Below are 13522 nucleotides of genomic sequence, written 5' to 3'. Positions count from 1 at the left end.
AACATAGATTTTATTAATTATGGCTGATAGGTTAGGTAATTTAAGATTGTTTTAAATAAAAAAAAAGGCAGCTCTTATAGAAGCTGCCTTTTGTGTTGTAAGTATAATCTAAAATGAACTTATATCACTTATATGGTAATACAAAAAAAATTAAAAGCTGGTTCTCGATGAAGATTTTCGAATGTGTAACTCAGGAGCAAGAACTACCTTTTTTTCGATCTTTATGGTGTCTGTTTTGTCTACTTGTTCTAAGAAAACACGAGCTGCCATTTTTCCCATTTCAAGAGGTGACTGGTCTACAGAAGTAATCGACAGCTCCATGAATTTAGTAAAAGGCTCGTTACTAAAGCCCGCTACGCAGAATTCGTTTGGGATACTGATATTTCTTTCTTTTAATTCCTGAATGGCGCCCAATGCAGCAAAATCACTCGACGAGAATATAGCATCGGGAGGTGTTTCTAATTGCAATAGTTTGTCAACTGCTTCTTTTCCGGCTTCTACCATACTTTTAACGGGTAAAACATATTCTTCTTTAAAAGTAATTCCGTGGTCTAAAAGCGCTTGTTTGTAGCCTAAAAACCTGTTTTTAAAGATTTCAAGCGATTGATCTCCGGAAAGATGTGCAATATGTCTGCATCCTTCATTGATTAGATGTTTAGTGGTAAGATAACCACCTCTAAAATCATTTATAGTTACAGAACTTACACCATCAATATGTTTACTTCTATCGAAAAAAATCAGCGGAACATTCTTTTGTAATACATTATTAAAAGCATCATCATTTTCGTTTGTTACATCTGTTACAGACATAAGTATACCGTCTACCTGAGCATCAATTAAAGTATATAAATTTTCGTTTTCTCTTTTTTTGCTTTCATGGGTCTGGCAGATAATTACCTGATAGCCATGAGGGTGGAGTTCTTCTTCGATTCCTCGGATAACAGAAGCAAAAAAATTACTGTCAATGCGGGGTACAATTACTCCAATATTATTACTTCGGCCGCTTTTTAATGCTAAAGCAAGTTTATTCTGCTTATAGTTCATTGAGGCAGCGGTTTTAATAACCAACTCACGAGTGCTTTCTTTAATCTTCGGGTTGTTATTCAACGCTCTGGAAACAGTAGCTGCAGTGATATTTAATTTTTCAGCAATATCATAAATGGTTACTTTTTCACTCATTAAAAAGGGTTTTACAAGTTAAATTCTACGACAAAAATACATTTTTTTTAGATAATCTAATATTTAATGTTATCGATTACCATAATCAATTACTACAACGTTTTATATTCTACAATGATAATAAATTATAATAATTTTTGCATTAAATGTAATTATAATTCTTAATAAAAATTAAAAATACAATTTATTTCTAAATAAATTTGGTTGGTTGAAACATATTTTCTAATTTCGTGTAATCGATTACATAATTATTGATGTTTTCGTCTCTTTAAACTACAAACTCCACACAGATGATTACAAGTAAGGTTATAGGGTTAAGGTCAATTGTTTTTTTAAGTATAACGGTCATTATGACTATATCATGCTCGAAAAAAACCGCCGCTATTTCTGAATCTGATCCGTGGAAAAGAATGGAATTGGTTATAAAAAGCATTCCTCAGACCAATTTTCAGGATAAGACTTATAATATAAATGATTTTGGAGCTGTGGCAGATGGTAAAACTTTAAACACAGCCGCTTTTGAAAAAGCAATTAAAACCTGTTCGGCAAATGGAGGCGGAAAAGTGCTGGTTCCAAATGGAAAATACCTAACCGGAGCCATTCATTTAGAAAGCAATGTAAACCTTCATTTAGAGGATAATGCTGAGATTCTTTTTAGTTTAAACCCAAAGGATTATCCGATTGTTCATACTTCATGGGAAGGAACAGAAGTTATGAATTATTCGCCGCTTATCTATGCGAAAAATAAAACAAATGTTGCCGTAACAGGAAAAGGAATCTTAAACGGCCAGGCAGACAGCACAAACTGGTGGATTTGGTCTGGAGGAAAAAGTTACGGATGGAAAAAAGGGATTCCATCTCAAAATGATCCGGCAAATCGTGAAGTTCTGGTTGATATGGCCGAAAAAGGTGTTCCGGTTGCGGAAAGAGTTTTTGGAGAAGGAAGATACCTGAGACCAAACTTTATTGAGTTTTTTGAATGTAATACGGTTTTGGTAAAAGATATCACGGTGATCAATTCTCCTTTTTGGATTTTGCATCCCATCAAAACCAACAATATGATTATTGACGCAGTAACTGTAAACAGCCACGGACCAAACAATGACGGCTGTGATCCGGAGTATTCCCAAAACATTGTAATTAAAAACTGCACATTCAATACCGGTGATGACTGCATTGCCATTAAAGCCGGACGTGATGCAGATGGAAGAAGAGTAGCAGTTCCGAGTAAAAATATCATTGTTCAGAACTGTAAAATGATCGACGGACACGGAGGCGTTGTTATTGGAAGCGAAATATCGGCCGGAGTAAATAATGTTTTCGTTGAAAACTGTGTAATGGACAGTCCAAATCTGGACCGCGCCATCCGCATAAAAACCAATTCAAAAAGAGGCGGTGTTATCGAAGATATTTTTGTTAGAAACCTGGAAGTAGGAACAGTAAAAGAATGCGTGCTGAAACTGAATATGTTTTATAATGTTTACGGGTCACAAACCGGAAACTTTATTCCAACAATCAGAAACGTAGTTCTCGAGAATGTAAACGTAAAAAACGGCGGTAAGTATAGTGTCTGGGCAGAAGGCTATGAATCCTCACCTGTAGAGAATATCACGCTGAAGAACGTAAAAATTCAAAAAGTAGACTCAGTCTATTTATTAAAAAATGTGAAGAATATCAATTTTATAAATACCTATATCAATGAGAAGAAAGTAGAATCAATTAAAAACTAATATGACTATTAACCAAAAAACCACTTAAAAAACTTATGAACATTAAACCACAATTAAAGAAAAAAATAAAGTACAATCTTGTATTTTTATTTTTCCTGAATTTTCTGCTGAGCAATACTGTAAATGCTCAATCTGCCACAATAGAAGGGAAAATTACAGATGCCACGGGATTATCACTGCCAGGTGTAAATATCCAGGAAAAAGGAACTAAAAACGGAACTTCGACAGATTTTGAAGGAAGTTTTAAAATTAACATATCAAATAATAAAGCTGTATTAATTATCAGCTACTTAGGTTTTCAAACGCAGGAAGTAAGTGTTGCCGGAAAATCAAAAATAAATGTAAGTCTTGCAGAACAATCCAATTCTTTAAATGAAGTTGTGGTTGTGGGGTATGGTTCTGTAAAGAAAACAGATCTTACAGGTTCAGTAAGCACAATCAGTGCGGCAACAATTACTGAAAGAAATACAACAAGTGCTCTGGAGGCCATTCAGGGAAGTACTCCGGGAGTTCAGATTTCATCTTCTTCAGGACGTTCAGGGGATGGATTTAAAGTTGTCATCAGAGGAAACAACTCCTTAGTAGGTTCTTCTCCTTTATATGTTGTAGACGGGGTTCCTGTTGACAATATCGACTTTTTGAATCCACAGGATATTTCCAGAATGGATGTATTGAAAGATGCTTCATCTGCCGCTATTTATGGATCAAGAGGAGCAAGCGGGGTTATTATCGTCACTACAAAAAGCGGTGCCAATGTAAAATCAGGTATAAATGTAACTTTTGATACTTCTTACGGTACTAAAACGGCAGCCAGAATGCCAAAAATGATGAATGGAGAAGAATGGTGGAAATTTCACCAGGTTGCCTATATGAGCGCAACGCCGGCAACGCAGACTCCGGCTCAGCTTGCAGCTTTGGCAGGAAATCAAAGTCCATTGCTGGTTTCAAGAGCAAACAGCGGTTATAATTTTGACTGGGCAGATGCTGTTCTTAAACCGGGTATGACTCAAAATAATTATTTAAATATTACCGGCCGTTCAGATTCTGGATTGAGCTATAACTTAGGATTTGGTGTTCAGAGTGATGAAGGTTTAATTGATAACGATTCGACTGATAAATATTCTTTCAAGCTGGGCTTAAATCACAAAATAAACGATAAATTTTCTGCAGGAGCAAATGTTACGATTGCACGTCTTGATACACAATTAGGAAGTGATTTAGCCATGCAGGATGCTTTCAGATTGAGTCCGCTTATGTCGCCTTGGGCTGTTGATGCGCAGGGAAGAGAGCAGGTTGGAAATTTATTTTTCCTGCCGGGTAAATTAACTTATCCTGATGGTTCCTGGGCAATTAATAAAACTAGTACAGTGAATCCTTTAATGGAAATTGCCAACTCTTCTCAAACCGAAAAAACATGGCAGACTGTTGGAAATGTTTTCTTTCAATACCAGCCGTTAAAATGGCTTTCGTTTAAAACAACATTTGCCGCCGGAATAGAAAATACAGATACAAGTACAGCTTACTCGGCCCAAACAAATGCCGGTGTAACATTAAACGGAAAAAATTCTGCATCAATTAAAAACTTCAGTAATTTCAATTATACATGGGATAATCAAATTGATTTAAAACACACATTTAATGAAGTGCATGATTTTAGCGTTTTGTTATTACAGAGTGTGTATTCAAATGTGGATGAAACTAATTATATGTATTCTAACAATCAGCCGTTTGATGTTGGTTCTAACAATATGGGATCTGGAGTTCAAACCAGCTATAATATAAGTTCAGGTTATCAAAAAAATACTTTAAATTCTTATGCAGTTCGTTTGAACTATAGCTTTAAAGACAAATATTTATTGACAGCCTCTACAAGATGGGACGGTTCGTCTGTATTATCAGAAGGAAATAAATGGCAGAGTTTCCCTTCTGTAGCTTTAGGGTGGAAAATCAGTAAAGAATCTTTCTTAGCAAATAGTTCAGTTGTTTCAGATTTAAAACTGCGTGCGAGTTTAGGTTATACAGGAAATGATAACGTGGCGCCATATACTTCTCAGGCTTTATTAAACCAGCAGACTTTTTATGCCAATGGAGCCAATGTGGTTTCAGGATGGCAGACAGAGAATTTAGCAAATCAGGCTTTAACCTGGGAGAAAACAAGAGAGATCAACTTAGGTCTTGATTTTGGATTCTTAAAAAACAGAATCTCAGGAAGTGTGGACGTTTATGACAGATTATCTGAAAAGTTAATATATAAGCAGGAATTACCGCTGGAAACGGGGTACAAAAATACTTTTGCTAATGTTGGTTCTGTTAGTAATAAAGGAGTTGAAGTTTTATTAACAACAAAAAATATTAAAAGTGAAAAAGTAAATTGGGAAACTACTTTTACGTTTACTAAAAACGTTAATAAACTAGAGTCAATTTACAATCAGGATCAGGTTAGTGATATTGGAAATAAATTAATTCTGGGTTCTCCTTTAAATCCTAATTACAATTATGTTTATGATGGTGTATGGCAGGAAAGCCAGGCGGCAGAAGCAGCAAAATACAATATGCTTCCGGGTCAGGCAAAACCAAAAGACTTAAACGGAGATGGTAAATTTAATACAGATGACAGAACGGTAATTGGCAACCCAAATCCGGAATGGCAGGGAAGTTTCTATTCTAAACTTACAGTGGGTAATTTTGATTTTAATTTCTCAGTAATTACAAGTCAGGGACAAACCGTTTTGAGTACTTTTCACCAAAACTTCGCTGACGTAAGTGACAGGGGACGTCAAAAATTAGCAATGGATTACTTTATTCCAACAAATGGAGCAGGAATTGAGGCAAATGCTAATAACACAAATCCAAGACCAGGACCTGTAGCAACAGGAGCGGGTGCTTACTGGACTACTTTATTTGGGTATTACAGAGATGTTTCTTATGTAAAAGTTAAAAATATATCTTTAGGTTACACGTTGGATTCTGAATTATTGAAAAAACTAAAAATCAGTAATTTAAGAATATATGTAAATGTTTTAGACCCTTTTGTATTTACTGATTTTGATGGATATGATCCAGAATGGGCAGCTGCTTCTTTTGGAGTAAATCGTCCGGCATCAGTTACAACGCAATTAGGATTAAGTGTTAAATTTTAATAAAGATATCAAATGAAAAAAATAATAATAATGATAGGGTTAATTGTTACAAGTTTAAGTTCTTGCAGCGATTATATTGAAGAGGAAAGTTTATCAAACGTGCCTGCTGATGAAACCTATAAAACGGCATCAGGATTTCAATTATTGATTAATACCAATTATGCATGGCTTAAAAGTATTTATGGAGGAAATCCATGGATGTTTGAATCAGGAACAGATATGTATGCAGAAGGAAGATCTCCGGAACCTGCCGGTTTAAGCCAGTATTCGCTTTTAATTCCAACATCAGACAACGTGGCTGATTTATATCGTCCTTGTTATCAGTTAATTCAGTCAGTAAATAAAGCGATATATTATTCGACTGTAACAGAGCAGACAAGTAATTTGAATACCTTAATTGGAGAAGCACGATTTTTAAGAGCACAGGCTTACTTTCTATTGGTTCAGAGTTACGGTGGGGTTCCTATTGTAAATGAGCATATTACAACTCCGGTTTTGTCTTTCTCAAGAAATACTGCTGATGAAGTGTATACTCAAATCATTTCTGATTTAGATTTTGCTTTAGCAAATGTTGGAACATCAGTTTACAGCACCAGCGGAAAGGTAAACAAAAGAGCGGTTAATGATTTACTGGCAAAAGTTTATTTAACCAGAGGATATGAAACTTTTGGCAAACCAGATGATTTTTCAAAAGCTGCTGCGTATGCAGATGCTGCCATTGCAGGCCAGCCTTTAGCTATTGCTTTTGACCAATTATTTAAACCAGGAAATGATTTAAATGCAGAAACAATCTTTTCTGTTCAGTATGACAAAGCTTCGACCAGTACAGATCCTACAAAACTAGGGAATAATCAGTTTTACTATTTTAGTTCGTACTTAGGAGGAGCCGAAACAGGAGCACCATTAAGAAGTTATAATTTATGTCCAACTGCTTATGCTTTAGGTCTATATGAAAAAGGCGATGCACGTTGGAATGCTACTTTCATGACAGAAATTCTGGAAGGACCTGAAACAACAAATGGAGTTACGAAAACTATTTTGTATTATCCTTATTACAGAAGCACAAATCCGGCTTCATTAAAAGTGAGACATTTTTATGAGCCAAAATGGTTTACACCAGCAGACAGACTGGCTTGGGAAACAGCAAACGCTTCCAGAAAAGCAGCAACTTTTGTATATCATCCGTGGGGACAATATGATGCAGCGCATACACTAATTGACAACCGTGACTGCTATACTATTCCGGTTAAGAAATTTGACGATCCGGATCCAACAACGCCTTCAAGCACAGGTCCTGTTAGTACAAGAGATATTATTCTTTCGAGATTAGGAGAAACATATTTAATTGCCGCCGAAGCGTATTTAAAAGCAGGCGTGCCTTCAACAGGTTTAGATCGTTTAAACGAAGTAAGAAGAAGAGCCGGCGTGCCAAATGCAGCGATTGGAGAATTCAATATCGATTATATTCTGGATGAAAGAGGAAGAGAACTGGTAGGAGAATATAAAAGATGGTTCGATTTAAAACGCACCGGAACTTTAGTAGCCAGAGCTTCAGCTCATAATTATAAAATTAAGGCAGCTAATTTCGTTGGAGTCGACGGACAGCTGAAAATTTTAAGACCAATTCCGCAGACGGCATTGGACTTAAACCAAAATAAAGATTTTCCTCAGAATCCTGGTTATTAGTAATTTGTTAGTTTTTTGAGACTATTTGTTTTTTTGAAGAAGGTTAAAAAGGAGTCTGGCCAGAGTGCCGGACTCCTTTCTTAACTAAAAAGAAAATTGATTTTAATGCGAAAAATTGTATTGATTTTATTGTTGTTTTCCTCTGTGATTAATGCGCAGAGAACTTACAGTGTCGACACTTCGTACACCGTAAAAAGCACTTACAATAAATTGATAAAAAAGTACCCGTCGATAACAGTTCCGATAATTGCTAAAAACGAAAATGCTGGTCAGATAAATGACGTAACTTATTTTGAATCAAAAGACAGAATGCTTCATTTAGATGCTTTTGTAAACAAAAAACAAAAGAAGAATCCGGCAGTTATCATGATTCATGGCGGAGGCTGGAGATCGGGAAATAAAAACCAGATGAATCCTTTGGCGCAGGAAATTGCTTCAAAAGGCTATTCTTGTTTTACAATAGAATACAGATTATCACTCGAGGCGAAATATCCTTATGGAGTTTATGATGTTAAAAATGCAATTCGATTTATAAAAGATAATGCAGGGAAATTCAATGTAGATCCAGACAAAATTGCGGTGCTGGGATGCTCTTCGGGAGCACAGATGGCAGCTTTGATTGGTACAACAAATGAAAATTCGGCTTTTGATGATCCTTCAAACAAAAGTAAATCATCTTCAAAAGTAAATGCAATTATTAATGTAGACGGTATTTTGGCATTCAGGCATCCGGAATCTTCTGAGGGAGAAATGGCATCGTTTTGGCTGGGAGGTTCTTATGAAGAAAAAACAGAGAACTGGAAAAACGCTTCGGCTTTAACTCATACAAACAAAAACACACCGCCTGTATTGTTTATAAACAGCAGTATCGACAGGTTTCATGCCGGGAGAGATGACATGATAAAAATTTTAAAGCAATATAAAATTTACAGTGAGGTTCATACATTAGAAAATTCGCCTCATTCCTTTTGGTTTTTTCAGCCTTGGTTCAGCCAAACCGTTGACTTTACAACTAATTTTTTAAACAGGATATTCAAACAATTACAATAAAAATGAAAACAAAAATTACAGTCGCAGCTTTATTATTAATGGGAATTTCATCAGTAAATGCTCAAAAATATGATATTAAAACCGCTAAAACGTATGCCGAAATTTCTGCAAAAACAGATGGACACTGGGAAGGAAGAAAGTATAAAGGCGGCACGGTTTTTAAAAATGTTGACAGACTTAAACTGGCTCCGGAGCATACAGATCATTCTTTTGATATACGCTATGAAGGTCCGGGCTGGGAAAATAACCGAATTGGATACCGCTTGTATCTGGACTGGAGAAACGCGATTGATATTTTTGGAAAGAAAACTTCTGCCATGATTTTACCTATCGTAGGCCAGGATAATTTTGATTCATACCACGAAATGAGCGATTGGGGAGCTGATATTTTAAAAGCCGGAAAAGGAATTGGAATTGGGTCTATTGATCGTTATTTAAACAACGAAAAACTGCATTTCCGCGAAGTAGATTCTACTATTGCAGCGGTTGTAAACAAGAACAACGAATCGGGTGTAAAAGTGAATTATTACGGGTGGAAAACGGCTTCGGATAAAATTGATTTTACTTCTGCTTTAACGATAAAACCAGATCAGCTTTATACCAAACACAGTATTAAAGCTTCCAAAGAAATAAAAGGAATATGTACAGGAATTGTAAAGCAAAAGAATACGGAACTGCTTAAAAAAGAAAGCAAAAACAAAAAATGGGCTTATCTGGCTACTTACGGGCAGCAATCATTGGTTCCGGACAAATTAGGAATGGCTATTTTTTATGAAGTAAAAACAATCGAAAATATCGCCGATACAGATTTGGACTATTTATTGGTTTTTAAACCAACGACTAAAAAAACTTCTTTCTATCTTTTAGGTGCCTGGGAACAAGAACAAAACGGAATCAAATCGCAGGAAGATTTCGTAAAATATTTAGATGCTCAATTAGAAATTTTAAATAAAAAAGGTAAGATGTAGTTTTTTGCCGCAGATTAAATGATCTGCTGCAAAACAAAAATGATAATCTGTTTTTAGATATGAATTATAAAAGAATAATCCCTGTTTTGTTTCTGTTCTGCAGTATTTCTGCTTTTTCACAGAACAATGATAATCAAACCAGAATGGCTGTTTCAGCCAATTCAAAATGGTCAGAGAAAACAGCGGCTGCAATCATCAATAAATATCCAAAAGCCTGGCAGATCGACGGAACCGAGAAACCAAAATGGGATTATAAAATGAGTTTGACCTTGTCTGCTTTTGAGAAATTATATCTTAAAACTAAAGACAAAAAATATCTCAATTACATTAAGGAGTATGCCGATGAACTCATTGACGGCAACGGAAATATAACCAAATACGACATCAAAGAATACAATATCGATTATGTAAATCCAGGGAAACTGTTGTTTAATTTATATGATGAAACAAAAGACAATCGGTATTTAACGGTAATCAAACAATTGAGAACGCAGATCGAAAGCCAGCCAAGAACAGCAAGCGGCGGATTTTGGCACAAACAAATTTATCCCAATCAAATGTGGATTGACGGTTTGTACATGGCTGAACCCTTTTATGCGCAATACACCGTTAAATTTGAAAATGGTAAAAGTTTAGATGATATTGCCAAGCAGTTTGAATTGGTTCACAATCATTTGTTAGATACAAAAACAGGTCTGCCATATCAGGCCTGGGATGAAAGCAAAGAAATTGGCTGGGCAAATCCGGAAACCGGGACTTCGCCAACAATTTGGAGCAGGGGAATTGGCTGGTATATGATGGCGCTGACAGAAACGCTTGATTATTTTCCAAAAAATCATCCCAAACAAAAAGAATTGGTTAGATATTTAAACGAAATAGCAGCAAATGCAGTTAAGGCACAAAACGCTTCAGGATTATGGTATCAGGTGGCTGATAAACCGGAACTGCAGGGAAATTATCTGGAATCTTCGGGTTCGGCGATGATTATTTACGCTCTGGCAAAAGGTGCAGATAAAGGATATTTAAAAGCATCTTATAAAAAAACCGCGCAGCAATCTTTTGACGCCTTTGTAAAAGAATTTGTCAATGCAAATGAAAATAATGAAATTACGATTTCAAATGTTTCATCAAATGTTGGATTGGGAGGAAAACCTTTTCGCGATGGTACAAACGAATATTACGCTAAAAGCAAAACAAAAGACAATAGTTCGCCGGCTTTGGCCGCATTTTTATTAAGCGCAGTCGAATTGAATAAGTAACAAAAAATCGATATGATAAAGAAAAGCCATTTTAGTGTTTCGAAAATCCTGCTTGTTTGTATGATCGTCCTTTCGTTTGTCGAAATAAAAGCGCAGGAAACTTCAAAAACAATCGCTAAAGATCTTAAATGGTCAGAGAGAATGGCACTTTCTGTTATCAAACGTGCACCTCAGGCGTGGCAGGTCGATAGTAATGAAAAACCAAAATGGGATTATAAATTAGGATTGCTGATGACTTCTTTTGAAAAGCTGTATCAAAAAACTAATAATCCGGTTTACGGAAATTACATTAAAACCTATGGCGAAACCGTAATTAATCCTTCGGGAGAAATTATGAATTACAAACTCGAAGACTACAACATCGATTATGTAAATCCGGGGAAATTTTTGTTTGAACTTTATAAAAGAACAAATGACAACAGGTATCTCATTGCCATGCAGACTTTACGCAGACAGTTAGAAACGCATCCAAGAACGAATTCGGGAGGATTTTGGCATAAAAAAATATATCCGTACCAAATGTGGCTTGACGGTTTATACATGGGAACGCCCTTTTATGTCCGCTATACCGTTGAATTCGACGGCGGAAAAGATTTGGATGATGTCGCTAAACAATTCGAACAAATACACCAGCATACGCTGGATCAAAAAACAGGATTACTTTTTCATGCCTGGGACGAAAGCAGGCAGATGCCCTGGGCAAATAAAGAAACCGGAACATCACCAAATTTCTGGTCGCGTTCAATAGGATGGTACATGATGGCTTTGGTAGATGTATTAGATTATATGCCAAAAGAACATCCGAAGAGAAAAGAACTCATTCAGTATTTAAATGATATTTCAAAAGCCGTGGCAAAATATCAGGATAAATCAGGATTGTGGTATCAGGTTACAGATGCCGGAAATAAAGAAGGGAACTATCTGGAAGCTTCCGGATCTGAAATGTTTATTTACGCTTTCGCGAAAGGAGTAAACAACGGATATTTACCAAAAGAATATAAAAAAGCAGCCGTAAAAGGTTTTGATGCCCTTACCAAAAAACTGGTAACGGTTGATGCCGATGGCGAAATTCATATCACACAGGTATGTGCAAGCGCGGGATTAGGCGGAAATCCGTATCGCGACGGATCTTTTGAATATTATATTAAAGAAAAAATAAAAACAGATAACTCACACGGCTTAGGACCATTTATTCTGGCCGCCTTAGAATTAGAAAAATAGTAGAATTTAAATATATTTTGAAATGAAAAATAGTAGGAAACACAGTTTTATGTCGGTTTTGTTAGTTTGCGCAATGGCTTTTACAAGTTGTAAAGTGACTTCTCAGGAACCTTCAAAAAAAGAAATCGTTATTTCTAAAGACATGAAATGGTCAGATAAAATGGCTTTAACTTTAATGAAACGTCATCCTGAAAGTTATATGCTTGATGATGCAAAAAAGCCAAAATGGGATTATGTTCACGCCTTGGTTTTGCATTCAATCGAAGAATTGAACAAAAAAAATCCGGATCCTCGTTACAAAGCCTACATTAGAGGTTATGTAGACGAATTGGTTCAGGAAGACGGAACTATCAAAACCTACGAACTGGACAAATACAATATTGACCTGGTGGTTCCGGGACGTCTGCTTTTTGCTGTTTATGACGAAACAAAACAAGATAAGTATTTAAAAGCAATGCAGTTAGTGCGCAAACAATTAACAGAACAGCCAAGAACAGCAAGCGGCGGATTCTGGCACAAACAAATTTATCCAAACCAAATGTGGTTAGACGGTTTGTACATGGGAGAACCATTCTACGCACAATACACGTTGATATTTGAAAACGGAAAAAGCTTTGATGATATCGCCAAACAATTTGAGTTGATTCAACAGCATGCAACAGACCCAAAAACCGGATTATTATACCACGCCTGGGATGAAAGCAGACAAATGCCGTGGGCAGATAAAGAAACAGGAAATTCGCCAAATTTCTGGTCAAGAGCTTTAGGATGGTATATGATGGCATTGGTTGATGTTTTAGATTATATGCCAAAAGAACATCCAAAAAGAGCTGAGTTAATTAAATATTTAAACAATGCTTCTGCAGCTTTGGCTAAATATCAGGACAAATCGGGATTATGGTATCAGGTTACAGATAAAGGCGGAGAAAAAGGAAACTATTTAGAAGCTTCGGGATCTTCAATGTTTGCTTATGCTTTTGCAAAAGGTGTAAACAAAGGATACTTACCGGCAAAATATAAAAAACTAGCCAACAAAGCTTTTGACGGATTAACTAAAATCTTAATCAAAAAAGTAGATGAAGACGGAGGTATTACCTTAACAAACTGCTGTCAGGTTGCAGGTTTGGGAGGAACTCCATACCGTGATGGTTCTTACGAATATTATGTAAACGAAAGAAAAAAAGACAACGATCCTAAAGCAACAGGTCCATTTATTTTGGCGGCTTTGGAATTGAATAGATAGTTTTATAAGTTAAACGGAAGCCCGACAGTCCCGATCCCGAAGTTTC

9 protein-coding genes are annotated in these 13522 nt (G+C 36.1%); 8 read left to right on the top strand and 1 reads right to left on the bottom strand.

Translation table 11 applies throughout. From position 1 onward, the window contains the following. Window positions 1–150: 150 nt before the first annotated feature. Window positions 151–1179 (bottom strand): LacI family DNA-binding transcriptional regulator, encoded by a 1029-nt coding sequence (locus BKM63_RS20880; protein ID WP_071638525.1) that lies wholly within the window; start codon window positions 1177–1179, stop codon window positions 151–153. A 350-nt stretch (window positions 1180–1529) separates the two neighbouring features. On the opposite strand from BKM63_RS20880, the gene BKM63_RS20875 reads away from it, so the two are divergent. From BKM63_RS20875 to BKM63_RS20840, 8 genes are all read left to right on the top strand, one after another. Then, complete coding sequence (locus BKM63_RS20875; RefSeq protein ID WP_431733035.1) at window positions 1530–2909, top strand: glycoside hydrolase family 28 protein; 1380 nt, start codon at window positions 1530–1532, stop codon at window positions 2907–2909. Window positions 2910–2944: 35 nt separating this feature from the next. Further along, window positions 2945–6049, top strand: coding sequence for a SusC/RagA family TonB-linked outer membrane protein (locus BKM63_RS20870; protein ID WP_071638523.1), 3105 nt, complete (start codon window positions 2945–2947; stop codon window positions 6047–6049). A gap of 12 nt (window positions 6050–6061) precedes the next feature. Further along, window positions 6062–7735, top strand: coding sequence for a RagB/SusD family nutrient uptake outer membrane protein (locus BKM63_RS20865; protein ID WP_071638522.1), 1674 nt, complete (start codon window positions 6062–6064; stop codon window positions 7733–7735). Window positions 7736–7840: 105 nt separating this feature from the next. Beyond that, a complete protein-coding gene (locus BKM63_RS20860; RefSeq protein WP_071638521.1) occupies window positions 7841–8785 on the top strand; it encodes an alpha/beta hydrolase in 945 nt (314 codons plus the stop codon). 2 nt (window positions 8786–8787) lie between these two features. After that, window positions 8788–9753: a DUF4861 family protein gene (locus tag BKM63_RS20855; RefSeq protein WP_071638520.1), complete on the top strand. Its 966-nt coding sequence runs from the start codon at window positions 8788–8790 to the stop codon at window positions 9751–9753. Between the two features lie 59 nt (window positions 9754–9812). After that, window positions 9813–11012, top strand: a complete 1200-nt coding sequence (locus BKM63_RS20850) for a glycoside hydrolase family 88/105 protein (protein ID WP_071638519.1) — start codon at window positions 9813–9815, stop codon at window positions 11010–11012. A gap of 12 nt (window positions 11013–11024) precedes the next feature. Further along, window positions 11025–12233: a glycoside hydrolase family 88/105 protein gene (locus BKM63_RS20845; RefSeq protein WP_071638518.1), complete on the top strand. Its 1209-nt coding sequence runs from the start codon at window positions 11025–11027 to the stop codon at window positions 12231–12233. Window positions 12234–12255: 22 nt separating this feature from the next. Beyond that, on the top strand, window positions 12256–13476 hold the full coding sequence (locus tag BKM63_RS20840) for a glycoside hydrolase family 88/105 protein (protein ID WP_071638517.1): 1221 nt from the start codon (window positions 12256–12258) through the stop codon (window positions 13474–13476). The last annotated feature ends 46 nt before the right edge of the window (window positions 13477–13522 follow it).

Origin of the sequence: Flavobacterium johnsoniae (assembly GCF_001879205.1) — a bacterium.
Lineage (GTDB): Bacteria > Bacteroidota > Bacteroidia > Flavobacteriales > Flavobacteriaceae > Flavobacterium > Flavobacterium johnsoniae_A.
Note: the sequence above shows the minus strand (reverse complement) of the source record. Positions and strands in the feature narration are given on the sequence as shown.